At 71.4% G+C, this 25,551-nt stretch carries 21 protein-coding genes; 6 read left to right on the forward strand and 15 right to left on the reverse strand.

The window, feature by feature from the left end:
- Positions 1-210 precede the first annotated feature (210 nt).
- Positions 211-2,217: an anthranilate synthase family protein gene (locus tag AC5L3C_RS06730; protein WP_493647595.1), complete on the forward strand. Its 2,007-nt coding sequence runs from the start codon at positions 211-213 to the stop codon at positions 2,215-2,217.
- Positions 2,214-2,612, forward strand: coding sequence for a DoxX family protein (locus AC5L3C_RS06735; RefSeq protein WP_493647597.1), 399 nt, complete (start codon positions 2,214-2,216; stop codon positions 2,610-2,612). Before AC5L3C_RS06730 ends, AC5L3C_RS06735 begins: the two co-directional genes overlap by 4 nt.
- Before the next feature lie 37 nt (positions 2,613-2,649).
- On the opposite strand, the gene AC5L3C_RS06740 is transcribed toward AC5L3C_RS06735, so the two are convergent.
- Positions 2,650-4,620, reverse strand: a complete 1,971-nt coding sequence (locus AC5L3C_RS06740) for a multicopper oxidase family protein (protein ID WP_493647599.1) — start codon at positions 4,618-4,620, stop codon at positions 2,650-2,652.
- Positions 4,617-5,060, reverse strand: coding sequence for a DUF6220 domain-containing protein (locus tag AC5L3C_RS06745; RefSeq protein WP_493647601.1), 444 nt, complete (start codon positions 5,058-5,060; stop codon positions 4,617-4,619). The genes AC5L3C_RS06740 and AC5L3C_RS06745 overlap by 4 nt, the downstream gene beginning before the upstream one ends.
- Before the next feature lie 224 nt (positions 5,061-5,284).
- On the opposite strand from AC5L3C_RS06745, the gene AC5L3C_RS06750 reads away from it, so the two are divergent.
- Positions 5,285-5,977: a response regulator transcription factor gene (locus AC5L3C_RS06750; RefSeq protein WP_493647603.1), complete on the forward strand. Its 693-nt coding sequence runs from the start codon at positions 5,285-5,287 to the stop codon at positions 5,975-5,977.
- A gap of 77 nt (positions 5,978-6,054) precedes the next feature.
- Here the strand turns inward: AC5L3C_RS06750 and AC5L3C_RS06755 are convergent, their stop codons facing one another.
- Positions 6,055-7,764 carry a solute symporter family protein gene (locus tag AC5L3C_RS06755; protein ID WP_493647604.1) on the reverse strand — a complete coding sequence of 570 codons (1,710 nt, stop codon included), beginning with the start codon at positions 7,762-7,764 and terminating at the stop codon, positions 6,055-6,057.
- Positions 7,761-8,096 (reverse strand): DUF485 domain-containing protein, encoded by a 336-nt coding sequence (locus tag AC5L3C_RS06760; protein ID WP_493647606.1) that lies wholly within the window; start codon positions 8,094-8,096, stop codon positions 7,761-7,763. Before AC5L3C_RS06760 ends, AC5L3C_RS06755 begins: the two co-directional genes overlap by 4 nt.
- Before the next feature lie 241 nt (positions 8,097-8,337).
- On the opposite strand from AC5L3C_RS06760, the gene AC5L3C_RS06765 reads away from it, so the two are divergent.
- Entirely contained in the window at positions 8,338-8,733 is a 396-nt protein-coding gene (locus tag AC5L3C_RS06765; RefSeq protein ID WP_493647607.1) for a VOC family protein, read from the forward strand.
- A gap of 90 nt (positions 8,734-8,823) precedes the next feature.
- On the opposite strand, the gene AC5L3C_RS06770 is transcribed toward AC5L3C_RS06765, so the two are convergent.
- Complete coding sequence (locus tag AC5L3C_RS06770; protein ID WP_493647608.1) at positions 8,824-9,231, reverse strand: DUF6223 family protein; 408 nt, start codon at positions 9,229-9,231, stop codon at positions 8,824-8,826.
- A 101-nt stretch (positions 9,232-9,332) separates the two neighbouring features.
- Positions 9,333-11,516 (reverse strand): MMPL family transporter, encoded by a 2,184-nt coding sequence (locus tag AC5L3C_RS06775; RefSeq protein ID WP_493647609.1) that lies wholly within the window; start codon positions 11,514-11,516, stop codon positions 9,333-9,335.
- Positions 11,517-11,747: 231 nt separating this feature from the next.
- Between AC5L3C_RS06775 and AC5L3C_RS06780 the strand changes: the two genes are divergently transcribed.
- Positions 11,748-12,980 (forward strand): sensor histidine kinase, encoded by a 1,233-nt coding sequence (locus tag AC5L3C_RS06780; RefSeq protein ID WP_493647610.1) that lies wholly within the window; start codon positions 11,748-11,750, stop codon positions 12,978-12,980.
- Between the two features lie 311 nt (positions 12,981-13,291).
- Complete coding sequence (locus AC5L3C_RS06785; protein ID WP_493647611.1) at positions 13,292-14,755, forward strand: DUF6851 domain-containing protein; 1,464 nt, start codon at positions 13,292-13,294, stop codon at positions 14,753-14,755.
- A 97-nt stretch (positions 14,756-14,852) separates the two neighbouring features.
- Here AC5L3C_RS06785 and AC5L3C_RS06790 read toward each other — a convergent pair whose 3' ends face one another.
- The 9 genes from AC5L3C_RS06790 to AC5L3C_RS06830 form a co-directional block, all read right to left on the reverse strand.
- Positions 14,853-16,502, reverse strand: a complete 1,650-nt coding sequence (locus AC5L3C_RS06790) for a prenyltransferase/squalene oxidase repeat-containing protein (protein WP_493647613.1) — start codon at positions 16,500-16,502, stop codon at positions 14,853-14,855.
- A gap of 146 nt (positions 16,503-16,648) precedes the next feature.
- Positions 16,649-17,533, reverse strand: coding sequence for an aromatic prenyltransferase (locus AC5L3C_RS06795; RefSeq protein WP_493647615.1), 885 nt, complete (start codon positions 17,531-17,533; stop codon positions 16,649-16,651).
- Positions 17,534-17,593: 60 nt separating this feature from the next.
- The gene (locus AC5L3C_RS06800; RefSeq protein ID WP_125503297.1) at positions 17,594-18,769 is read right to left on the reverse strand and encodes a hydroxymethylglutaryl-CoA synthase; all 1,176 of its coding nucleotides are present in this window, start codon (positions 18,767-18,769) and stop codon (positions 17,594-17,596) included.
- On the reverse strand, positions 18,769-19,833 hold the full coding sequence (locus AC5L3C_RS06805) for a hydroxymethylglutaryl-coenzyme A reductase family protein (protein ID WP_125503299.1): 1,065 nt from the start codon (positions 19,831-19,833) through the stop codon (positions 18,769-18,771). The genes AC5L3C_RS06800 and AC5L3C_RS06805 overlap by 1 nt, the downstream gene beginning before the upstream one ends.
- Positions 19,830-20,936, reverse strand: a complete 1,107-nt coding sequence (gene fni, locus AC5L3C_RS06810) for a type 2 isopentenyl-diphosphate Delta-isomerase (protein ID WP_493647617.1) — start codon at positions 20,934-20,936, stop codon at positions 19,830-19,832. The genes AC5L3C_RS06805 and fni overlap by 4 nt, the downstream gene beginning before the upstream one ends.
- A complete protein-coding gene (locus AC5L3C_RS06815; RefSeq protein ID WP_493647619.1) occupies positions 20,933-22,063 on the reverse strand; it encodes a phosphomevalonate kinase in 1,131 nt (376 codons plus the stop codon). The genes fni and AC5L3C_RS06815 overlap by 4 nt, the downstream gene beginning before the upstream one ends.
- Positions 22,060-23,109 carry a diphosphomevalonate decarboxylase gene (gene mvaD, locus AC5L3C_RS06820; RefSeq protein WP_493647620.1) on the reverse strand — a complete coding sequence of 350 codons (1,050 nt, stop codon included), beginning with the start codon at positions 23,107-23,109 and terminating at the stop codon, positions 22,060-22,062. The genes AC5L3C_RS06815 and mvaD overlap by 4 nt, the downstream gene beginning before the upstream one ends.
- Positions 23,099-24,211 (reverse strand): mevalonate kinase, encoded by a 1,113-nt coding sequence (gene mvk / locus AC5L3C_RS06825; RefSeq protein ID WP_493647622.1) that lies wholly within the window; start codon positions 24,209-24,211, stop codon positions 23,099-23,101. The genes mvaD and mvk overlap by 11 nt, the downstream gene beginning before the upstream one ends.
- Positions 24,211-25,299: a polyprenyl synthetase family protein gene (locus AC5L3C_RS06830; RefSeq protein ID WP_240661121.1), complete on the reverse strand. Its 1,089-nt coding sequence runs from the start codon at positions 25,297-25,299 to the stop codon at positions 24,211-24,213. The genes mvk and AC5L3C_RS06830 overlap by 1 nt, the downstream gene beginning before the upstream one ends.
- Between the last annotated feature and the right edge of the window lie 252 nt (positions 25,300-25,551).

Genomic DNA, 25,551 nt, shown 5'->3' on the forward strand with positions numbered 1-25,551 from the left:
TGGGATGTCGCTCCGGATTGCCGAACCGACAGTAGGCGGGCGGTCGGGCCGGGCCCACTACTCGCCCGAGTAGTGGCCCCGCATTCAGCGGTTCACGCCATGCGGCGGGGCGCGGCCCGGATCACGCGATGGCGGCTTCACGTCATGTACCGCGCCTTTCGCCGCCGCAGTATCCGAAGGGGTCATCCGGTCTCACCGAAGGGGAACGACATGCAAGGGACCGATTCGAGTACGGACAGCCGCCCGGACGTTCCGGCCGACCCTCGCGACGTTCTGGCCGGCCTCGGCGCGGACGGAGGCGCCTTCGCCCTCCTCTACCGGCCCGGTTCGGAGCCGGATGCCCGCGTGGAGGTCCTCACCGGCGAGGCCGAGGCCGTGGACGGTCTGGCCGGGCTGCCCCTGCCCGGCGAGGGCGGGGACGGCGCGCGGCACGACCTGCTCGTGGCGGTCCCGTACCGGCAGATCACCGAGCGGGGCTTCGCCTGCCGCGACGACCGGGCTCCCCTGCTGGCCATGCGGGTCGCCGAGCAGACCGCGCTCGGCCGCGACGAGGCGCTGGCCGCCCTGCCCGAGCAGGACGTACGGGTCGAGGGCGCCGGCTTCGACATCGGCGACGACGACTACGCGGGCATCGTCGAGCGGGTACTGCGCGAGGAGATCGGGCGGGGCGCCGGTTCCAACTTCGTCATCAGGCGTTCCTTCACCGCGCGGCTGGAGGACTGCTCCCTGCGCACCCGACTCGCCGTCTTCCGACGGCTGTTGACCGGTGAACTCGGATCGCACTGGACGTTCCTCTTCCACACCGGCACCACCACCTTCGTCGGGGCGTCACCCGAGCGGCATGTCGGCATGGCCGGCGGCACCGTATCCATGAACCCGATCAGCGGGACCTACCGGCATCCCCCGTCCGGCCCGGAGACGTCCGGGCTGCTGGCCTTCCTCGACGACCGCAAGGAGGCCAACGAGCTCTACATGGTCGTGGACGAGGAGCTCAAGATGATGGCGCGCATGTGCACCGCCGGCGGCCGGGTGCACGGTCCCTATCTCAAGGAGATGGCACGCCTGACCCACTCCGAGTACGTGCTGACCGGGGAGAGCGGGCTCGATGTCCGCGACGTGCTGCGGGAGACGCTGCTCGCTCCGACCGTCACCGGCAGTCCCCTCGAGAACGCCTTCCGGGTCATCGCCCGTCACGAGACCACGGGACGCGGGCACTACGGCGGCGTCCTCGCGCTCATCGGCCGCGATGCCGCGGGCGGCTGTACGCTCGACTCGGCGATCATGATCCGGACCGCCGAGATCGACGGCGCCGGCCGCCTCCGCATGGGCGTCGGCGCCACGCTGGTCCGGGATTCCGACCCCCGCTCCGAGGTGGCGGAGACCAGGGCCAAGGCCGCGGGCATGCTCGAGGCCCTCGGCCTCGCACCGCCGGGCGGCGCCGGCGGCCGCCCCGCTCCCGCGAGGGCATCCGTGTCACCGGCCGACGACCCCCGGGTGCACCGTGCGCTGCGGGGCCGCAACGCCACCTTGTCGCGGTTCTGGCTCGCCGGTGCGCACCGGGACGGACCGGATCCCGTGCTGGACGGGCGGCGGGTGCTGATCGTCGACAACGAGGACACCTTCATGGGGATGCTGGGCCATCAGATGCGCGCGCTCGGCCTCAGGGCCACGCTCACGCGCTTCGACCGGTTCCCGTCGCCGGAGGGCTACGACCTCGTCGTCGTCGGACCCGGCCCGGGCGACCCGCGCGACACGGTCTCCCCGCGGATGCGCACGCTCCGCGCGCTCACCCGCGACCTGCTCTCCGGCTCCGTGCCCTTCCTGTCCATCTGTCTGGGACATCAGATCCTCGCCTCGGAGCTGGGTTTCGAACTGGTCCGGCGCACGGTGCCCAACCAGGGTGTGCAGAAGCGGGTCAATCTGTTCGGCCGGTCCGAACTGGTGGGCTTCTACAACACGTACGCCGCCCGCGCGGAGCACGACGTCGTCCCCGGGGCGGACCGGCGGGGGCCCATCGAGGTCAGCCGGAACACCGGCACCGGCGAGGTGCACGCGCTGCGCGGCACGGGGTTCCGGTCCGCGCAGTTCCACCTCGAGTCGGTCCTCACCCGGCACGGCCCGCGCATCCTGCGTGATCTGCTCGTCGCGCTGCTCGGCGAAGCGGGTGACTCCGGTCTGGAGCGCGTCTACGCCCAGCACGTGGGGGGAGGCCGGTGAGCGGGCGGGCGGCGCCGGCGGGCGAGAGCCGGCACCGGGCCGCGGGCATCGCTGTGCTGGTGGTCCATGTGCTCCTGGTGCCGTTCTATCTGGCCGCCGGCTCGGCGAAGCTGGCCGGTTCGGAGAAGATGATCGAGTTCTTCGACCAGATCGGGGCAGGGCACTGGCTGCGGTACCTGACCGGCACCTGCGAGGTGCTGGGCGCTCTCGGCCTGCTCGTGCCGCGTCTGTCGGGTCCGGCGGCGCTCGGGCTGACGGGTCTGATGACCGGCGCGGTGATCACGAACCTCGTCGCCGGCACTCCCTCGGTGCTGGCGCTGGTCCTCCTCCCGCTCGTCGCCGTGGTCGCCTGGGGACGCCGGGACAGCACGCTGGAACTCCTGGGGCGGCGGTGACCCGGGCCGGCGACACCGGCCGGGGTGCCGCCGGCCGCTACCCGTGGCCCGCGTGCCCGTGCGCGAACGGTGTGGTGACTCCGTCGTAGGTGACGTGGAACATCATGCCCTGCTCGGCGTGGGGCAGGTTGTGGCAGTGGTTCATCCAGATCCCGGGGTTGCCGGCCTTGAAGGCCACCTCCCAGACCTCACCCGGCCGCACGTCGAACGTGTCCATCCACAGGGGACTGCCCGAGGAGCGCGAGCCGTCCCTGGACAGGACCAGCACGGGATGGCCGTGCAGATGCCAGGGGTGGGTCTCCAGGCTCCGGTTGACGACGGTGAACCGGACGATGTCGCCCTCGGCGACCAGCATGTCGGGGATGGAGGGGTGTCCCAGGCCGTTGACCGCCTGCGCGTAGGAGGGCCGGCCGTCGACCATGGCGACGGCGCGGTCCAGGACGAGCGTGAAGTCCCGGTCGGCGGTGTCCGGATCGAACGGGAGGCGGGCGGGCGTTCCGTACCGCAGGAGGTCGAGCTCCGGCCAGTCGGAGGTGTCCGCGCTCCCCGGCTCGCGTCCGGCGTCACCGGGGTGCAGCAGCACACCCTTCCCGGGGTCGTCGTCGAGCACCAGTGCGACCGGCGTGTCGGGCATGGTGAACACCAGGTCGTAGCGCCCGCCGGCGGGCAGCCGCAGGCTCATGTCGCGGACCGTTCCGGGCCGGTTGAGGTCGCGGCCGTCGACGGCCGCGACCTCGAAGGCGGTCCCGGCCAGGGCGGCACGGTGCGGATCGGAGTCGGTGTTGACCAGGCGCAGCCGTACCGCCGTACCCGGTGCCGCGGCATGCTCGGCGCGCCCGTCCCGGTCCCCCACGACCACGGCTCCGGCGAAGGTGTGCACGGGCAGGACGAGGTCGAGCCGCCCCCGGCCGCCGTCCCGCTCCGCTGCGCGCGGTGTGACGACGAGCGTCCCGTACAGTCCCTTGCGCACACCGGGGTCCGACGCCTCGTGGGTGTGGTACCAGTACGTGCCCGCCTGGTCGGCGCGGAACCGGTAGACGAACTCCTCGCCGGGTCCCACCGGGTGCTGCGTCAGGCCGGGTACGCCGTCGTCGCCGCACGCGACGTCGTAGCCGTGCCAGTGCAGCGTGACGCCGTCCCCGATGTCGCGGTTGCGCAGCGTCACCTCGATGACGTCGCCTTCGGTGGCGGTGATCTCCGGGCCCGGGAGCCGGCCGTCGTAGGTCCAGGCGTCGATCTCGTGTCCGGAGTCCAGGCGTACGGTGGCCGTCCTCGCGGTGAGCACGTGCCGGCGCACGGTGCCGCCGGGGGACGGGGTCCCGGGGCTGCGCAGATCCGCCACGGACAGGGCCGTACGGGAGCCGGAGGTGTGCCCGGGTCCGCCACCGGTGACGAACGGGCCGGGGGATCGGAACATCAGACCGACGCCGGTGCCCCCGGCGCCCAACGCGGCGGCGCCGACGGCGGTGTTGACGAACCGGCGGCGGGAGAGGGCGGAGCCCCGGACCGGATCCGCGCGCTTCTCCTCCTCCTGTGTCTCCCCGGCCGTGGCCCGTGCGGTCAGCAGGGCGCAGAGCGTCACGGAGGAGACCGCGATCAGCGCGGTCGGCCAGGTGAGGGGGTACCCCGCGAGGAAGGTCACCACGAGGCCGGCCACCGCCGCGTAGGCGGCGGTGAGCAGCGGGACGACAGCGCTCGCAGGCAGTCGCTCACCGCTCTTCCTCCTGGCGGCCCACAGGCGGGGCCCCGCGAGGAGCACCCCGGCGGTGCCGGCGACGAAGAGCATCGGCAGCCCGAGGAGCACCTTCTCCGCCACGAACCACCAGCCACGGCCGGCCAGGACCGACACGGTCGCGACCCGGGCGAGCGTGACGAGGACGGCCGCGACGAGCAGTCCGAGGGCCGGCCGGTGACGCCGGAGGGCCGCCGCGACGCCGGTCCCGAACCACGAGGCGACGCCCGCCAGGGCGACGCCGTGGTCCAGGAGGATGAGCCGGGCCGTGGTCACGGCGCGGACCTGGCGGGACCGGCGCTCCGGTCGGTGGACGCGGAGGGGTTCGCCAGGCCGCGCGCCTCACGGAGGATCCTGCCCGCCACGCCCATCATGACGAGGCCGTTGACCGCGTGCAGGCCGAAGACCAGCTGACCCGCGGTCGAGGTGTCTCCCGTGTCGCCGAAGGCCTTGGCGACGACCGCGATGAGCGGTTGTGCGACCGCCAGCCCGGCGAGCAGCCCGGACATGCCGATGAGCCGGCCGGACACACGGGCCACGGCGGCGGCAATTGTCGTCACCACGGCGAGGAGGACGACCATGTAGCCCAGCGCACGGTGCGGCCGGAAGGCCTCGTCGGTGGGCGCGGTGTCGAAGGCTCCGCTGCCTGCCAGGAAGAACTGCACCACGACGGCGAGCATCAGCACTGCCGCCAGTCCGGCTATGGTCCTACGCATCGAAGAACACCCTTCGGGTCGGTGGGGTGAGGGACGTGCCTGGTTCCGTCGGCGGGTTCACCCAGGAATCGTCGCGTCGGCACTCCCCGGCGTCCTCGGTCGGCGGACGGCCGGGCATACGCAGATCTGCGTATGCGGTGGGGGCCCGGACGCGCGCTTCGCCGTAGGCGATCACGGGCGGACGGGTATGCGGCGCCGGGCGCGCCGGCAGTATGATCGCGGGCATGAGCGCAGCAGACCCGTCCTCGCTCGACCGTGGCCCGATCAAGGTTCTGCTCGCCGACGACGAGCGTCTCGTGCGGTCCGGATTCAAGGTCCTGATCGACGTCGAGGACGACATCGAGGTGGTCGGAGAGGCCACCAACGGTGCCGAGGCCGTCGAACAGGCCCGTGCGTCCCGTCCGGACGTCGTGCTCATGGACATCCGCATGCCGAAGCTCGACGGGATCCAGGCCACCGAACAGATCATCAAGACACAGGGGCTTCAGCATGTACGGGTTCTGATCCTCACCACGTACGAGACCGACGCGTATGTCTTCGAGGCACTGCAGGCCGGCGCCAGCGGCTTCATGCTCAAGGACGCCGGGCCGGCCGAACTTCTCCATGCCATCCGCGTCGTGGCCGCCGGGGACGCGCTGCTCGCTCCCCGGATCACCCGGCGTCTGATCGGCCAGTTCACCTCGCAGCGGATCGCCGCGCAGGCCGCCGAGGACCGGCTGTCGGTCCTGACCCAGCGCGAACGCGAGGTGCTGGCCCTGGTGGGTCAGGGGCTGAGCAACGACGAGATCGGCTCCGAGCTGTGCCTGAGCCCGGCCACCGCGCGCACCCATGTGAGCCACGCGATGGCCAAACTGGGGGCCCGGGACCGCGCCCAACTGGTCGTCATCGCCTATCGCACGGGGCTGGTCACCCCCTAGAGGGCCTGTCTCCCCGGCACCGCGTGGAGTCCGGCGGCGAACCGCCGGACTCCCACGGGGTCAGGAGCGGCTGCCGCTCACACCCCGCTCGGGCTCCCGCGGTCCTGCCCGCCCGCGCCGCCGGTGGCGGCGGTGACCGGGGACTTGCGCCGGGGGACGGTGGCGCCCGTGAAGGCACGGACCTGCAGTTCGGCGAAGCCCGCGTCGTTGCGCTCGTCGCTGGTGACCGTTCCGACGTAGCCGAGCAGGAAGGCGATCGGCGTCGAGAGCAGTCCGGGCTCGATGTCGAAGAGCTTGAAGTTCAGGTCGGGGAACATGGCGGTGGTGGGGTCGCCCGACACACCGTTCGAGAACACGATCATGAAGAGGGTGACCGCCATTCCTCCGTAGACCGTCCACTGCAGGCCCCGGGTGTTGAAGCGCTTCCAGTAGAGGGTGTACAGGATGGCCGGCAGTACGGTGGCCGCCCCCAGGTCGACCACGGTCGGAATGAAGATGTGGGTGAACAGCGGCACCATCGCCCCGCCCACCACGATGGAGACGAGCCCGATGACCAGGACGTTGCGGCGTATCTCCTTCAGCTCGGCGGCCGGTTCCGGCCGCCTGCCGCGGGCCGCGTTGATGTCCTTGGTGTAGGACGTCACCCCGTTGATGAGCAGTCCCGCGAAGACGGCGGCGACCGAGATCAGCGCGAGTCCGCCGAAGACGCCGGACAGCCACGAACCGCCCAGTTCGTCCGCGAGCTTGGGGAAGGTGATGTCACGGTGTTCGGACCGCATGCCGAAGTTGTTCGCCCCGAGGATCGCGACGGCGCCGAAGCCGAGGATGGCCAGGCACTGGTAGAAGCCGACGGCGATCACGGACGCCCAGCCGGCCGACTGCCGCGCCGCCCGTGCGCTGGTCGCCACGTAGAAGCGCATGAACACCCAGGGCATCCCCATGCCGCCGACGGCGATGCAGAAGAGCTTCGACATGTGCACCCACGGGTCCTGGTCCGACAGCGGGGTGGATCCCTCGCCGAACTGACGTCCGGGGTCCAGGAGTTCGAACCCGCGCGCGTCCGGCTTCGCGTTCGCCTGGGCGTCGTTGAGGAGCCCGAAGATGTCCATCCTGTACTTGGCCAGCACCACCACGGTCAGCACCAGCACGAAGGCGGCCATCAGGACCGTCTTGAGCGCGAGCATCCGGGTGACGCCGAGCATGCCGCCCATGTACACCCACGCGATGACGACCAGGCCCACGACGAGGACCACGAGTCCGCCCAGGAGCATGTTGGGTTCGCTGCCGGTGTCGAACATGCGGATGGCGACCTGACCGACGGCGGCCAGCATGGAGACCATGAACATGGTGTAGGTCGTCAGCGTGATCACCGCCGACGCGATCCGTGCCGGCCTTTCGCGGGCCCGCAGCACGAACAGGTCACCGATCGTGTGTCCGCCCACGTTCCGCATCGGCCCGGCGTAGATCAGCACGCCTAGCACCGAGCCGATGGTGAAGGCCGTCGTCATGAGGAGGGCGTCGAAGCCGTTCAGCGCGATGTGCCCGACCATGATGATCACGGTCGAGTACATGATGAACGCGCCGAGGTGCGCGAGGGTGTTCTGCAGGGCGGGGACCCGGCGGTCCGCGAGGAGGAAGCCGTCCGGGGTGCGAGTGCTCTCGCGCGCCGTCCGCACCACCACGGTCACCACGATCACGAGGACGACGGTGACGGCGACGGATATCGCGGGCGCCGCCCAGGTGTTCTCCACCGGCGGCATGTGGGGCATCGAGAGGAAGCCGGTCATCGCGCGTCTCCTTCCAGGTCCGCCCGGATCCGCTCACCGAGGGGATCCAGCCGCGTGCGGGCGAAGCGCATGTACGCCGAGGAGACCATCACCACCAGGTTGAACGAGATGAATACGACGAGCAGGCCCACGTTGATCGGGCCGACGAGGTCCTGCCGGTAGAAGCCCGGCGCGAAGGCGGCGAGCAGGATGACAAGGAACCACCACCCGTAGAAGATGCCGCTCACCCAGGCGGTGAAGGTTTGCGATTGACGCCGCAGCTCCCTGAATTGGGGACTTCTGTGCAGCGAGACGTAGCGGTCACCGTCCGCTGTCTGGTCGAACGTGCCCATGACACCTCCGCGATCGAGAACGCCGTAGTGACGACGACGTCTTGTGTGCGCGGTACAGATGCTCGGGCCTCGGCGGCCGGGGGCGCATGGCCCATTCACGGGATTCCCGCGTGCCGTGACCGAATGGCGCGCCGCAGCGCGGGGCGGGCGCGGCCTATGCTCTGGCCGTCAAGGTGCCCGCGGAGGACGGGTGTTCCCGCTCGCCGCGCACTCCGCCGACAGCCGCCGCAGGGAGATGGCCATGACCGGTAACGAGAGCGAGGGCGCCCTGGCGAGCGTCCGCTACATCGTCGACGACGTCCAGGCGGCGATCGACTTCTACACCGCCCACCTCGGCTTCACCGTGCTCACCGCTTTCCCGCCCGCGTTCGCCGACGTCGTACGGGGCCCGCTGCGGCTGCTGCTGTCCGGCCCGGCCAGCTCGGGGGCGCGTGCCACGCCCGCGGACGCGGCCGGCTGCGGGCGCAATCGCATCCACCTGGTCGTCGACGACGTCGAGGCCGAGCGGGACCGGCTGCTGCGGGCGGGCGTGGAGTTCCGCAGCGACATCGTCTCCGGGCCCGGCGGACGCCAGGTGCTGCTGGCCGATCCCGCGGGCAACCTCGTCGAACTGTTCACTCCGGCGGACCGCCACTGACCGGTGCGGGGGCACCGGCCGGACGACGCCGCCCCGGCCGCCACCTGTGTGGCGACCGGGGCGGGACGGGCCCCGCCGGGCCCCGGCCGGTCAGGCGGTGCGGCGGGAACGGGCCAGCGCCAGCCCTCCGATGGCCATGCCGACCACCGCGAGCACCACGGCGACCATGGCCCCGCCCTGCCCGTTGCCGGTGCCGACGTCCGCGTCGGAGCCGGCCAGCGCCACCGCTGCGACGACGGCGCCGACCAGGCCGAGGCCCAGGGCGGCGAAGGCCGTGCCCGGCCCCTTCCGGCCGTCGGCACGGCCGGCCGAGCGCAGCGCCAGCACGCCGGCGACCACGCCGGCCAGGGCCAGCAGCAGGGCCACGATGGACACGCCCCGGCCGCCGCCGCTGTCGTCCTGGGCGACGGACACCTGTGCGGCCGCCGCGGGTGCGGCGAGTACCGGCAGGGCGAGCAGGGCTGCCGGTGCGGCGATGAAGAGACGACGGAGGGACATCGGACTTCCTTTCGAAGTGCTGGGATGGTGCCGGTGACTGCGCGGGACGCGCGGGGTGCCGGTCCGGATCCGACAGGACGCGGGATCCGGACCGGCGGGGGTCACACCTTGACCCCTTCCTCGACCTCGGCGGGGGATTCCGAGGCCGTCCTCGGTGCCCGGCGACCGGGCATCCACCAGTTGGCCTTGCCGCACAGCTCCATCAGCGCCGGGACGAACACCATCCGGACGATGGTGGCGTCGATGAACACGGCGACCGCCATGCCCAGGCCTCCCTGCTTGACCGCGACGTCGGGCCCCAGCAGGGAGGTCGTGAAGACGGCGATCATGATGGCGGCCGCGGCCGTGATCACCTTGGCGGTCCGCGCCAGACCCCGGGCCACGGCCTCGCGGGTGTCACCGGTTCGCTCGTACTCCTCGCGGACGCGGGAGATCAGGAACACCTGGTAGTCCATCGACAGGCCGAACAGAACCGGGAACATCATCATCGGGACCCAGGTGGTCACGGGCATGGTGGTGGGGAACCCGAGGGCCGGGCCGAACCATCCCCACTGCACCACCGCGACCACGACGCCATAGGCGGCACCGATCGACAGCAGGTTCATCAGAGCGGCCTGCAGGGCGATGGTGACCGACCGGACCAGCGCGATGAGCAGCACCATGGACATCGCCACGACGACCGCGATCATCAGGGGCAGGCGCGAGCCGGACTCCTCGGCCACGTCGATGGTGGTGGCGTTCGGTCCGCCGACGAGGACCTCCTCACCACCGGGAGTCCCGGGCAGCACGTCGTCACGGAGTTCGTGCACCAGATCCGCGGTCGCCTCGTCCTGGTACCCGGTCGTCGGGAAGGCGGTGAAGGTGGCGGCCTTCCCGTCCTCACTGACCCGGGGCGGCGTGGCGTAGGCGATGCCGTCCGTCTCGCCGACCGCCCGGACGACGGGACCCAGATCGGCGTTCTGGGAGTCGACCTCGGTGGCGAAGACGAGCGGGGCGCCGTAGCCCGGGCCGAAGCCGTCGGACAGGATCTCGTACGAGATGTAGCTGCTCCTGTCGTGGGGCTGCACGCTGGCATCGGGCTGGCTCAGCCGCATCGACAGCATGGGGATGGCCAGCACCAGCAGGCTCGCGCCGGCGAGAAGCGCGGCGATCAGCGGCCTGCGCTGCACCACGCCGGCCCAGCGCTCGGCGAACGTGGGACGCGCCTCGGACGGCGCGCTCGCCGCACGCTCCCGGCGGGAGGCACGACGGGGCAGACGCAGCGAGTTGATCTTGTATCCGGTGAAGCCGAGGAACGCCGGCAGGAGCGTCACCGCGGCGATCATCGTCACCAGCACCGTGAGCGAGGTGGCGACGGCCACTCCCGTCATCAGCCGCTGCCCCATGACGACCAGGCCCATCAGCGCGATGACGACGGTCGTACCGGCGAACAGCACCGCGTGCCCGGCGGTGGTGATGGCCTTGACCGTGGCGGCCTCGGGGTCATCGCCGTCCCGGAGCGCGTCCTTGTAGCGGGTCACGATGAACAGGGCGTAGTCGATGCCGACGCCGAGCCCGATCATCGCGCCGAAGACCATGGTGAAGTCCGGCGCGGGGACCAGGTGCGCCACCAGTTTCATCAGCGCCAGGCCGCCCACGATGGCCAGGAGCGCGGTGACGATCGGCAGGCCCATGGCCACCAGTGACCCGAAGGCGATGAAGAGGATCACTGCCGCCGCCAGGATGCCCACGCTTTCGGCGGGCCCCTGCGGAGGTGTCTCGGCCTTCTCCGCCATGTAGCCGCCCAGCGCGAGCGTGACGCTGTCGTCGGAGGCGTCCTTGACCAGGTCCACCAGGGGCTTGACCTCGGCTTTCTCCACCTCCTTGTCGCTCAGCGGAATCGTCGTGCGCGCGATGCGGCGATCCTCCGTCACCAGTTTCTCGTCCTGGTACGGCGAGACCACCGGTCCGGTGACGGCCGAGTCGGCGAGCCCGGCGATGGCCTTCTCGATCTTCTGCCGGGCGGCGGGATCGTCGATCCCCTTGTCGGCCCTGATCGCGAGGGTGAGCCTGTCGCCCTGCTCCTGCGGGAAGTGCTGCGCCATCAGCTTCTGCGCCCTGGCCGACTGCGAGTCTCCACCGGAGAAGTCGTTGTCGGGGGCGGCGCCGTAGCCGAAGCCGACGAACGCCACGGCGATCACACCGATGACCCACGTCAGGAGAACCAGGCGGCGTCGGCGGAAACAGAAACGCCCCAGTCCCGCCAGGGCCCCGTCCGCGCGTGGAGACTCGGTTGTCGTCATCATCTGCTCCTCAGTCGTCGAGCCCCGCGGCCCGGCTCGCACTCTCGGCATGGGTGAGGTCGATCGGTCACAACGGTGATCGTGCCGTGATGAGGGCGGACCCGGCCTCTGACGACGGATGGCGGTGTCTACGCAATCGGGCGTATCCCGCCGCGGCGCGCCGCGCCTTTCGACGTACTGGGTCGCGCCTCGCAGCGGAGCTTCGGGCGGGGCCCCGGACAGTAGGATCGCCACATGAGAATCCGCCCCGGGTCGTCCTCCCTGCGGGTGCTGGCCCAAGATCTGCTGCTCGCGCTCTTCGTCACCGTGATGCAGGTGCAGGGCACGGTCGTCCTCGCCGCGTCCAGGGGGACGGAACAGCGTCCGCTCTCCGACTTCGGGCACCTCGGGTTCGCTCTGCTGGTGGTGGGCGGCCTCGTCGTGGCCGTCCGCCGTTTGTGGCCGGTGGCGGCGTTCGCCACGGCCGCGGTCGCCAGCTTGGCCTACTACTTCGTCGAGTTCCCCGACGGGTACGGCTGGCTCGGGCTCCTGGTCTGTCTGTACAGCCTCGCCGCCTACGGTGACGGGCGCCGGTCATTGGTCGTCGCCGGCACGGGTACCGCGGTCCTGGCCGCCGGGTGGCTGTACGCCGCCGCCGACGTGGAGCCGCGCGAGGCCATCGGCTGGGTGTTCTTCCGTATCGGTGTGTCGGTCATGAGCATCGCTCTCGGCGAGTCCGTGCGGTCCCGGCGGGTCATCGCGGCCGAGGCGCAGCTGCGCGCGGAACTGGCGGAGCGGACCCGCGAGGAGGAGGCACGCGCCCGGGTCGACGCCGAGCGGCTGCGGATCGCACGCGAGGTCCACGACACCGTCGCCCATGCCATCGCGATCATCAACGTGCAGTCCGGGGTGACCGCGCACGTGCTCGACAAGCGGCCGGAACAGGCGCGCGAGGCGCTGCGGACCATCGAGCAGACGAGTTCCCGGACGCTGCGGGAGATGCGCGCCATCCTCGGCGTGCTCCGGGGCGACGACGACGAGCCCGTGCCGCACGCGGGCCTGGAACAGATCGACGACCTGACCACCGAGGCACGTGCCGCCGGACTGGACCTCACGCTCGAAGTGGACCCGCCCCAGGAGCCGTTGCCGAGCGCGGTGGACAGCGCCGCCTACCGCATCCTCCAGGAGTCGATCACCAACATCATCCGGCACGCCGGTCCGACCCGGGTGACGGTCGCGGTGAACCCGGGGATCGACCATCTGGAGATCCGCGTCACCGACCAGGGGCGCCCGGCTCTGCGAGGCGCCTCTCGCTCTCGGCCGTCCCTCAACGGCGCGGGCAAACAGGTCAGGGGCGGCCGCGGGATCCTGGGCATGCGCGAGCGCTGTCAGCTGCTCGGCGGAGACTTCCAGGCCGAGCCGACGCCCGGCGGTGGGTTCGAGGTCACAGCACGCCTGCCCCTCGCGCCCACCCGGTCGCGCCTTTGACCGAGTGACGCCGGGGGTGCCCTGGAAGCGGCGGCTTCCAGGGCACATTGTCGTCCGCGGCGCCGGCCGCGGGCAATACCCGTCCGCCTCCAACACGAGTAGTTCCGACTACCAGAAGGAGCAGTGGCCGGGCGCGGGGCGAATCAACTAATTTCAGTGCGACAGAGATCAAGTTACCGTGCGGTCAAATTCTGCACCCGAAAGAACCCCGTTCTTTCCGCCGGCGACCTCTGAGGACTCGCAAGTCGACTGAATGGAGAATTCCGGTGACCCATGCACGGCGGCCGCGAAGTCGGCGTCTGAGGTACGCGATGGCCATCGCCACCGCCACGGCCCTGACCGGAACACTGACCAGTGCCGTAACCGCGTCCCCCCAGCAGGCAGCGGGCTTCGACTTCGATCACGGGAACGCCGTGACCGGGATCATCTACATGAAGCTCGCCGCGGTGTCACGCGCGAACAACACCGGCAGCAGTCCGGTGAACAGGGACTCCACCATTCTGCTGGAGGTGCCGTGGTTCGACGCGATCGCCCCGTACCACCCGACAGCGGTGGGCATCTTCTCGGACCTCGGCCGGCGGCCGAGCTCCGAACACACGACGCGCAACAAGAACATCGCCGTCATGTACTCCGCCTTCACCTCGTTGAACGTGCTCTACCCGGAGCACAGGGCCCAGTGGCGGGAGATGATGGAATCGGCCGGTCTCGATCCCGACGACACGGAAACCGACCCGGCCACGCCGAGCGGCATCGGCATTCTGGCCGCCAAGAACGCCTTCGCGGCCAGGAAGAACGACGGAAGCAATCGCGACGGCTCGGCGGGCGGCCGTCGGTACCACCGGCAGCCCTACGCCGACTACACGGGATACAAGCCGGTCAACAGCGCGGAAAAACTCCGCGATCCGTCCCGCTGGCAGCCGAACACGTTCGAGAAGAACGGCGTCTTCACCGTCCAGAAATTCGCCACCCCGCACTTCGGCCGGGTCAAGCCGTTCACGTACGACAGCCCCAGCCGGTTCAAGGTCTCTCCGCCGCGGAAGAGCAATCACCGCAACCACTTCGCCTACAAGCGACAGGCCGACGAGGTTCTCCGGGCATCGGCGCACCTGGACGACCGCCGGAAAATGACCGCCGAACTCTTCAACAGCAACTTCGACACCTTCGGACTCGTCGGTACGGTGCCGGTCATCGTGGGGGGCAAGTACGACGTCGAGAGGACCATCCACTACACCGTCGTACGCGACATAGGGTTCTACGATCTCGCCATCGCCACGTGGCACTTCAAGCGCAAGTACGACTCGGTGCGGCCGTTCAGCGCCATTCGTCATCTGTACGGGAAGAAGAAGGTGACGGCATGGGGCGGCCCCGGCGGGGGGACCGTCAACGACATCAGCGGGAACGAGTGGCGGGCCTACCTGGACGCCTGGCCCGCCGACCACCCGGTCAAGGCACCCGACCACCCCGAGTACCCCTCTGCGGAGGCGGCGGAATGCCTGGCCTTCGCCCACCTGACACGGCGTTTCACCGGTACGGACGCGCTCGACATCTCCCACTCCGTCAGCAAGGGCTCCTCGTTCGTGGAGCCGGGAACCACCCCGGGCCAGGACATGACGCTGCGCTGGAGCAACTTGACGGATTTTGCCCGGGACTGCGGTGAGAGCCGCCTGTGGGGCGGCCAGAACTTCCGCGCCTCCATCGAGGCCGCCGCCCAGTACGCCCCGCAGATCGGCGACCTCGCCTACGAGTACGTCCAGCGCAAGGTGAACGGCGGCTGACCTCCCCGCCGCCCACAGCGGACTGCCGGCGAAGCCCGATGGCTTCGCCGGCAGTCCGCTGTCGTCCGTCCGTTCGGCCGACGCGGCGTGAACGGTCTCAGGCCACTTCCCTGAGCAGGGTCGCCGTGCCCTGCACCCGGTGGCGCACATGGCCCAGCGCGAGGAGGACGGGGGCGTCGGTCAGGACGGGGATGTGGTACGGGAACGGGCGGGGGCCGACCATGTCCGGCGGGCCGCTGAAGCCACCGTCCGCGTTCTGGTGGGCGAGCAGCCAGGACAGGGCGCGGCCGACGGGGGGTGACGCGGTCCCGTAGCACAGGATGATCAGCCCGTAGGCGGTGCTGATCGGGTCGCTGGGATCGCCGGGCTGCATCCCCCAGCCGCCGTCGGGGTTCTGCGTCCCGCGCACCGAGTGCTCGATCCGTTCGGCCATGCGGGCCGTGCGGTGATCGTCCGGGCCGGCGGTGCAGGCCGCCAGACGCGCACGGAACATCGCGTGCAGCCGGCTGCGGCTCCACCCCGGTTCGAATCCGCCGTCCGGCCGCTGGCTGTCGGCCAGGAAGCCCAGGGCTCGCTGCCGGGCGGATCTGGTGGAGGGGTGCGGGGCCAGCGCGTTGACGGCCGCGGCCGTCATGCACGGCTCGGAAGGGGCACCGGCGACATAGGTGGGGAACCCTCCGTCGGCGCCCTGGACGGCGAGCAGCGCCCGCAGTCCGCGCCGCACGGCGGCACCGTGGCCGACGGGGTCGACACCGTGCAGGAACTCCAGGATGCACGAGGTGCAGTCGACGTCGTTCTGCGCCACCCGGGGGCCGAAGGACCAGCCGTCCGCGAGCGGCTCGCCCCGGGACAGGGAGACGCACAGGGAGCGCTGGGACTCGTCGACCTCGTGCGCGGCGAGCGCGTCCGCCATGTCCCGCAGCACGCCCGGCCGTGAACCGGCCGCGGCGAGCGCGATCCCCGCGGTGGACGTGCACCAGTGCTGGAGGTCCACGACGAACGGGAAGCCGCCGTCGTCACGCTGGTACCGCAGCAGGGTCCGCAGACCGCTGCGCACGGTCCCCTCCTGCCCGGGCAGGCCGGCGAGACCGTGCAGCGACAGCAGGTGCAGCAGCACATAGCCCTCCCACACCGTCGTCGCCGGGCGCACGGCGTCGACGGTCCGCAGCGCGGCGGCCGTCGCCCCGTTGCTGACGCCCGTGGCGCCGGCGAGGACCAGCGTGACGGCGGCCTGCTGCACGGCGGCCCAGGAGTGCACGGACTCCGTGGGGGAAACGTCGTCGGGCGTCGGGGCGGCGTCGGGCGGCACCGGGCATCCGAACAGCGACAGCACGGCGTACAGCATCCTGCGGCGTCGGGCGGAGATGAAGGCCGGTGCGGCGCCGAGCAGCGCCTCTGTCAGCTTGCCGACGATGTCGGCGTCCGCGGCGGAGGCCCGGTCGGTGGCGCGCCCGACCGCCAGCGTGGCGAGGACGCGGTCGAACTCCTGCGGGGAGTCGAGGTGTTTGCGGAGGAAGGCGAGGACCCGGTCCCGGGCCGGCGAGTCCACGCCCGTGCGTGTCATCAGCGACAGCGCCAGCGCGGATTCCAGCACCCGGCTGTGGCATTCCCCGCGTATCGCGCCTTCGTCGTCGACCTGGCCGCTGACATGGGTGACCAGACGCGATGTGGCCTCGCGCAGGTGCGCGGGGTCGATGTCCGCGGGCCACGGAATGAGGGCCCGGTGCAAGGTGTTCATGGGTCTCATGGCGCACTCCTGTCTGGATACCTGGTGGCCGGTGGGGAATCGGGAATTCCTGCGGTCCGGCGCTTTTCCGGGCATGGCTGACCGAACGCAGCTCTCGGCGGTGAATGGTCACGGCGCCGAGAGCTGCGTGAATATCTGCGTTCGGATCAGATGAAGGCCACAGCCCCGGGATTCCACTTGTAATGCGTCTCGAGCTTGCAGTACTCGCCTTCCGCGGCCGCCGCGACGCCGTACACGAATTTGCGGTCCGCGCCGCCGTAGGGAACGCTCCGGACGAATTTCTCGAGCTGTGGCTCGACGGTCACGGGGAGGCTCGACAGATCCGTGGTCGTCACACCGAAGCTGAAGCGCTCGATCGTGGGAGAGTCCCAGTTCAGGGTGGTGTACAGGCCGAACGCCCGGCTGCCGAGCCGGAGCATCCGGTCGCTCGGCTCCGGAAGCCCGATCTCACGGAGCATCTGCCGGACGCGGTCGGCTTCGAAGCACTCCGCGGGAACGTCGTTGAAATACACGTTCACGGTTCTGTGCAGGTAGTCGACCGCGACGAAGGCGACCTTGTCGTCCAGTCCGTGACGGGCGAAGAAGTCGAAATTTCCGGCGAGGCTGTCCGGCATGGCCGGGATGTCGATGAGTTCCGACAGCTTCTGCAGGTCCGCGGGGGCGAATCCCGCATAGACCTTCGTGAAGCCGCTCACCACTCCGAAGTCGATGCCGTACCCGTCGACCGGAAAGCGCTCCTCGATGTCCGCGAGCAGAGCTCCGACGGGGTGGTCCGTTTTCGGGGTGAGCCCTGCCGACAGGGCCGCCGGGTAAGGGTTCTGGTCCTTCGGGTGCGTGATGAAGCGGCAGTCGACGTCGCCCGCGTGCTGCGGGCCGGTCGCCATCCTGAAGGCCAGCGGCATGGCGTGCGCGAACGCGTCGCCGTACGCCGACAGGATGGGCCAGACCTTGTCGCGCGAGCAGGCTATGCCCAGCCGTTCCGCTGTTTCCGCGACGGCGGAGTAGATCTCCGCCTCGGGGGTTTCCGACATGTACGACTCCAAGCGAGTGAGGCATGCGCTCGCATGCGGCTGATGGGCACGGCGGAGGCCCTACCGCGCGGCGTAGACGCGCTGGTGACCGAAGAGCCCGACGAGCCGGTAGGGCCCGGTCGTCTCCTCCGGCACGGGGTGGTCTCCGCCGTCGGCGGGGAAGGACCGCTCGTGGAGTTCGCGGTACCTGGGGTAGTCGATCCGCTCCCGGCGGCCGATGGCCTCGCGGTGCGCCCCGGTGCGCAGATGCGCGCGGTAGCCCGGGACGACGGTGCCGGCGAAGAACTCCGCGACGCTGCCGGACCCGTAGCTCAGGAAGCCGATGGCCTCACCTGTCAGGTCGTCGGCGTGGTCGAGCAGCGAGGCCAGTCCGACGTACATCGACGCGGTGTAGCTGTTGCCGATCTCGACGTTGTAGGCCGTGGTGAGCCCGGTGGCGCGGGTGATCTCGTCCTCGTCGGCGGGGTGGCCGTTCAGCTGGAGCAGATGCCGGTGCGCCTTGTGGGCCATCTTGGTGAACGGCTGGTGGTAGCAGAAGGCGTGGAACTCGTCGAGCTTGCGGCCGCCGCGCTCGGTGTAGTCCTTCCAGGCGCCTTCGACCGACTGCAGATAGGCGGAGATGGATTTCCGGCCGTCGACCAGGGCGGTGCTGAGATAGTTCGGCCGCCAGAAGTCCATGATGTCGGCGGTGAACATGCCGGACCCGTCCTCGATGCGCACCAGAGCCGGATCCGCGCCGATCAGCATGGCCACCGCAGCCGCGCCCTGCGTGGCCTCGCCGGGGCTGCCCAGCTCGTACCGGGAGACGTCGGCCGCGATCACGAGGACCTGCTCCGACGGGTCCCGGCGCACCAGCCCCATCGCGAACTGCAGGGCCGCCGTGCCGCTGTAGCAGGCCTGCTTGAGCTCCACGACCCGGGTGGCGGAGGGCAGTCCCAGCAGCGAGTGGACGTAGATCCCCGCCGCCTTCGACTGGTCGACGGAGGTCTCGGTCGCGAAGACCACGGTCCGGATCCGGTCGGAGCCGTGCCGGGCCACGATGGGGGCGGCGGCGTCGGCGGCCATCGTCACGATGTCCTCGTCCGCGGCCGGCACGCTCATCGCGCGCTGGCCGATGCCCCGGTGGTACTTGGCGACGCCCGTCCCGTTGTGGGCGGCCAGGGTCTCGTGCGTCAGGACGTACTGCCCCGTGGCGACCGAGAGGTCGTGGATTCCTGTGGTGAGGTCCCCGGGCATCACTTGCCTCCGATCTTCGACGCGGCGTTCCTGCGTTCCAGCCGGACGTGCGCCCGCATCAGCTCACCGGGGTTCGTCTGGGCCGCCATCAGGGAGAGTTCGCCGCACAGCACCGTCGCGGCCGCGACGACCGCGAGGCGGCGCGCGTTGTCGCCGGGTTCGCGCGCCTCGCGGCAGCCGAGCCGCTCCAGGTTCTCCTCGACGAAGTCGAGGCCCTTGCCGTTGCCGACGGTGCCCACGATCAGGTTCGGCAGGGTGCAGGAGAAGTACAGGTCGCCGTCCCGGTCCTCGGCCACGGTGACGCCCTGGGAGCCCTCCACGATGTTCGCCGCGTCCTGTCCCGTCGCCAGGTAGAAGCCGAGCAGCATGTTCGCGTAGTGGGCGTTGGCCGAGCGGATGCCGCCGGCCAGCAGGGTGCCGATCATGTTCTTGCCGACGTTCAGTTCGGCCATCGCGGCGGCCGTGGTGCGCAGCGACTTGCGCACGACGTCCCGGGGCAGCGTGAGTTCGGCGACGACCCGCTTGCCCCGGCCGAGGATGCCGTTGACCGCGGTCGCCTTCTTGTCGGTGCAGTAGTTGCCCGAGATGGAGCCGTAGCTGATCCCGGGAATGGCCTGCAGGATGTGGCCGAGGAGCGCGTCGGCGGCCAGCGTCGCCATGTTGTGCCCGGAGGCGTCCCCCGTGCTGAACTCGAACCGGAGGAACAGCAGGTTGGCCGCGATCTCGTGGTGGAATCCGATGAGTTCGACGAACCGGCCGCAGGTGCGCACGACGTCACGGAGTTCGTCCAGGCGCGCGTCGACCTCCAGGGCGGCCATGTGGGCGGTCTGCGCGTCCTCGGCCCGTACGAGGACCGAGCGCGTCATCCGCTCGTCGACCAGGGTGGCGACGATGCCCTGGTCGACCATCGTGGACAGCCGGGCGCCGCGCCCGACGGAGGGCCACAGCGGTGACTCGTAGGTGGCGAGCGGCACGTGGGTCTCGAGCTCGGCGACGTTCCCCGATATGCGCAGGGGACCCACCCATTTCATGGGAACGCCGGCGACCGCATGGGGTTCGGTCATCGGGTACCTCCGATCGTCTCGTGGTGCGTGCTGGAGGAGTTGGTGCGGTAGGACCGGGAGCGGGTGGCCAGCCACCGGGTCTCGATCCCCCGGTCGGCGCAGAACGTGCGCAGGTCGCCGTGGACCAGCACGTCGCAGTGCGCGAGGTCGGCGGGGGTGGGCGCGCCCAGCGCCGTCATGAGGGCCGTGAGCTGGTCGATCCACGAGGTCAGCAGCGAGATCAGGGCCGGGGGGCCGCCGTCGAGCACGGTCTTGAGGAACAGGCCGGAGGCACCGACGGCGGAGGCGCCGAGCGCCAGGGCGCGCGCCACGTCGAGCGGATGACGGACACCGCCGGAGGCGAGCACCGGAAGACCGACGCCCTGGGCGTCGAGGAGGCAGGCCGGCGTGGACTGTCCCCAGCCGTTGAGGTAGGCGTAGTCGGGCCGGTCGCGCCGGTCGTTCTCGATCCGCGCGAAGTCCGTGCCGCCGCTGCCGGAGACATCGGCCACCCGCACGCCCATCTCCTGGAGCCTCAGCAGGGTTTCGCGGCTGAGGCCGAAGCCGACCTCCTTCACGATCAGGGGAACGTCGACGGCCGCCGCGATCTCCTCGATCCGCGGGCCCCAGGCGGCGAACGAGCGGTCCCCCTCCGGCATCACCGTCTCCTGGATCACGTTGACGTGGATCTGGAGGGCGTCGGCCCGCAGCAGGTCCACGGCCCGGCGCGCCTTGTCGACGGTGGCGTTGGCGTTGATGTTCGCCAGGACGAAACCGCCGGGGTTCTCCTTGCGCATCACGCTGAAGGTCTCCGCCACCGACGCGTCGGCGAAGTACGGACTCATGGATCCGGTCGCGATGGCGACCCCGGTCTCGCGGGCAGCGATCGCCAGATCGCGGTTGATCTCACCGGTCTTGGGGCTGCCGCCGGTCATCGCGTTGATGTACAGCGGCACCTGCCACTCCATGCCGCCGAAGCGGGTGACCGTCGAGACGTCGGAGCGGTCGACGCCGGCCAGCGCGTGGTGCACGAAGGACACGTCGTCGAACTGGTTGTGCCCGCTGCGCCGGCGATGCTGCTCGGTGGCGAACCGCACGTGCGCGTCCTTGCGCTCAGCGATCATGCTGGGCTCCCTTTCGTCGGCTGGATCCGAATCGGCAGCGGGAGCACGCCCGCGGCTTCCCACCGCTCCCGCAGCCGCGACACCCGTGACGCCTCGGCGGCCTCCAGGAACGCGATGCCGCAGTCGCCGCCGCCGGCACCCGAGGGCTTCGCGGCGCCGCCGACGGCCTCGGCGACGTCGCACAGGGCCGTCAGCACCGGGGTGAAGATGCCGAGGCGGACGGCGCCGTCGAGATCGGCGAGCATCCGGCGCGCGCTGCGGATCCGGTGCAGCAGTTCGTCGTCGTCCCCCCGCTCGAGGGCGCGGATCACGGCCTCGGCGCCGGCGTCGCTGCGGCGGACGAAGTCCCGCTGCAGCGCGCTGCCCCGCCACTCCCCCGACTCCAGGCGGCCCGTCAGCGAGGCGGTGGCGGCCGGTTCTCCCGTCCAGCCCACCTCCAGCGCGAGGTCCCGGGGCGGTGGCAGCCGGCGTACCGAGAAGCCGGGCCACGGCTCCTTGAGGGCGTGTTCGAGGCCCCCGCGCCGGGCGAGGGCGAGCACGGCCGCCCGGTCGGGTGCCCGGTAGGCGATCCAGCCGCCCCACACGCTCGCGGCGAGATCGCCGCCGGAGGAGCGCGGGTCGTGCCGCGCCGTGGCCAGCAGCGCGAGCCTGAACCGAGCATCGGGTGAGAGTTCCAGGCCGTGGTACGCGGCCACGGCGGACACCGTGGCGACCGTCACCGCGCCGCTCGACCCCAGCCCGAACTTGGTGCCGTCGCGGTGCAGGCCGCTCGTGATCGCGACCCGTACCGGCGGCGGGCGCCGTCCGCGCTCGGCCAGCAGTCCGTCGACCACGTCGATCGCCGCAACCACGTGGCCGAGCCGCTCCGGGGTCCGCGGCCCGGCGTCGGTGCGGGTGCCGTCGGCGGCGCCGGACCGGGTGAGTCCGTCGGCACCGCGCCGCAGGCGCGCCCCTCGTGGGAAGAGGTCCGACTCGATCACGGCCTCGGGCCCGTCGGCCGCTGACACGGTGACGCCGACATGGCGGTCGACCGCCACCAGGACCGCCGGGTGGCCCGGCTCCAGCACGGCGTACTCGCCGACCACGAACAGCTTGCCCGGGGCGTGCCGGGTGACCGCCCCGGTCACCGCCCGGCCTCCGTGGTCAGCCGGGCGCCCGGCCCGCGCCGCGCGGTGAACACCGAGCAGCCGGGGGCGGCGTGGCGCACCGCTTCGGCCACCCGGTCGGCGTCGGCGGGCCGGCACAGGACCTTGACGTTGGGGCCGGCGTCCATCGTCGCGTAGGCCGGCACGCCGTCCGCACGCAGCCGCAGCACTGCGTCGAGCACGCCCAGGGTGGCCGGGGAGAAGTAGCGCACGGCGGGTCGCGCCGCCAGCATCGTCGCGTGCATGCCGAGGGCGTTGCGCTCGGCGGTCTCCCCGACCGCACGGAGATCACCCCGCCGCAGCGCCGCCCGCATCTCGGCGAGATCCGCCGTGCAGGACGCCGCCCAGGCGCGGTAGAGGGGCGAGGTCTCGACGGTCCGCCGCATGGCGTCCCGGCTGGAGACGGCCTTGGCTCCCGCGTCGACCACCGCGATCACCAGTGCGGGGTCGAGGTCCGCGTCCTTCACCGGCTCCGCGTAGGAGCCGAAGTCCGCCGCCGTACCGATGCCCCGGCCGGCATGACAGACCGCGAAGCCGCCGAACATGGACCGGGAGGCCGACGCGGAACCCCGGCGGGCCAGCCTGGACAGCACGGTCCGGTCGAGGTCGAGCCCGTAGGCGGCCGCACCGGCCAGGGCCAGGGCCGCGAAGCCGCTCGCCGAGGACGCCAGTCCGGCCCCGGTGGGGACGGAGTTGCGGGTGTCGACGACAGCCGGCTCGGAGCGTCCCGACCTCTTCCGGAGCAGGTCGAGAAAGCCGACGACGCGCCGGCGCACCTCGCCCTCCGCGGGCCGGCCGTCGAGCGTGACGGTGTCGGCCGCCGCCCCGGGGTCGGGCCGGACGGTGGTGGTCGTCGGGAAGATGTCCAGGGTCATCGACAGGCTGTCGGCGTAGGGGATCATGAGCCGCTCGTCGCGTTTTCCCCAGTACTTGATCAGCGCGATGTTCGGGTGGGCCACGGCCGTCGCGCCGTGGCCCGGGGCGTCGGCGGCCGGCGCGGCCGGCTCCGCCCGATGGTCAGTCCGCATGGTGCGCATACCTTCCTGCCGGCACGATCCAGGTCCGGACGGCGCCCGCGTCCCGCAGGGCGCTCACCACGGCCGCCGCCCGGGCGGGTCCGCCGGCGAGCGCGATCATGCAGCCCCCCAGGCCGCCGCCGCTGAGCTTGGCGCCCAGGCTGCCCGCGCCGAGCGCGGCCCCGACCAGGGCGTCGATCCGCTCCGTGCTGATCCCGAGCTCGCGCAGCAGCCGGTGGTTCTCGGTCATCCGCCTGCCGAAGTCGCTCCACCTGCCGTGCGCGAGGTCGTGCACGGCCTCGTTCGTCAGGTCCGACACCTGGCCGACGAACGCTTCCCTGATCCGCGGTTCGCGCTCGAACCTGCGCCGCAGCAGCTCCACCGCTTCCCAGGTGCCGCCGCTCACTCCGCTGTCCGCGATGACGAACCGTGCGCCCGGGGCGGAGGACGCGTCGGCGGCGGCGCGCGCCCCGGCCCCTTCCTCGGCGCGCTCCCCGGCAGGCGGCGAGCCGTCACCCGGTGTCGGCAGGGGCAGCTCCCGTGCGGTGCCGGAGCGGAACAGCAGGGGGGAGGCCGCGCCGGTGGCGACGGCGTCGATGCCGCTCGCCCTGCCGTGCGTCACCTTCTCGGAGGCCTGTACGAGATCGAACGTCGCCCTGGCGTCGAGGCGGCGGCCGAGGAGGTCCGCGAGTGCCAGCACCGCCGCCCGGGCACAGGCGGCGCTGGAGCCGAGCCCGCGCCCCTGCGGGATCGAGCAGTCGATGAGCACATGCGCACGCGGGCCGTCCGCGATGCCGGCCCAGTCCCTGAACTCCGCGACCAGGCGCAGCAGTCCGCTCGACGACGACGCTATCCGCGACGTGGACCCGGGACCGGACAGTTCGAAGGTCACCTGGTCGGCGCCGCCGTTGCCGGGGCGGGGCGTCGCGCTCGCGACGACCGGCAGCTGGGGCACCGGGACGGCCAGCGCCGGAGCGCCGTACACGACGGCGTGCTCGCCGAGCAGGATCGCCTTGCCGTGGGCACGTCCGACGCCGGAGCGCCGGTCCCCGGGGCCCGGCCCGTCCCCGGGGACCGTCCGGTCGCCGGCGGTGCGCTGGGGTGTCGCCGCCATCAGCGGACCCGCTGCGTCACCTTGGTCGCCATGGCGGCGAGCTGTTGTTTGGCGAGACCGGCGGCGCTGCTCGCCTCCAGCACCGCGATGGCCTGGTCGGCGCGGCGCTGGATCTCCCGTTCGATGTGCCGCACGGCGCCGACGTCGGTGAGGACGGCACGCACCCGCGCGAGGTCGCCTTCGGTGAGGTCCGTCCCGATCTTCGCCCTGAGGAACGCCGCCGCACTCGGGTCGCGTGCGTCCGCGCGCTTCAGCGCCGTCGCGAGCAGCACCGTGCGCTTGCCCTCGCGCAGGTCGTCGCCCGACGGCTTGCCCGTCACCGCCGGATCGCCGAACACGCCCAGCAGGTCGTCCCGCAGCTGGAAGGCGATGCCGATGTCGGCGCCGAACGCCCGGTAGGCGGCGACCAGTCGGGCGTCCGCGCCGGCGATCGCGGCGCCGAACTGCAGGGGCCGTTCCACCGTGTACGAGGCCGTCTTGTACCGGTCGACCAGAAGCGCCGCGTCGACGTCCTCCTCCTGGCTCGCCTGGCTGATCAGGTCGAGCAGCTGGCCGTACATCACCTCGTACCGCACCGCGGACCACACCGGTGCGAGCCGGGTCTGCGCGTCCGCCGGCAGCCCGGAGGCGCGCACCATGACGTCGGACCACACCAGGGCCAGGTCCCCGACGAGGATGGCGGCGCCCGCGCCGAACAGGCCGGGGTCTCCGGAGAAGCGCCGCATCCGGTGCCGCTCGGCGAAGACCACATGGGCGGCGGGATGGCCGCGACGGGTCTGGGAGGCGTCGATGATGTCGTCGTGGATCAGTCCCGACGCGTGCAGCAGCTCGAACCCCGCGCAGGCGCGCAGCACGGCCGGGGCGACCGGGTCGTCGGGGTCGCCGCCGGCACCGATCCAGCCCAGCCAGGCGAACGTCGGGCGGATGCGCTTGCCGCCGCGCAGGACGTAGTCCTCCAACTCCCCCACCGTCGCCGCGAAGTCCTCGCCGAGCGAAGCGGCCTCGGCCCTGCGTTCCGCGAAGAAGTCACTGATCGCGGCATCAATGGCGGCCGGCTCCACGGCTGTTCCGAGATAACTCACGGTCATGCTTTCATCTCCCGGTCGAGGCGTCGGTCAATCTCGTCATCAAACGGCTGGGATTTCCGTGAATTCGCCCGCACGAAACAAGGAAACCTAGGAAATGGTTCGCCAATGTCGCTGACCTGATCTCCGGCGAATCGCAACGACACGAACCGTAATGACGAAACGTCTGTGCTGCCCACTACCCGGGCGAGTAGTGCGAATGCGGCCGGGTATTCCCCGAACGCTGGGGCCGTCCCGTATAACTGAAGCGGCCAC

This window comes from Streptomyces speibonae (assembly GCF_984686075.1).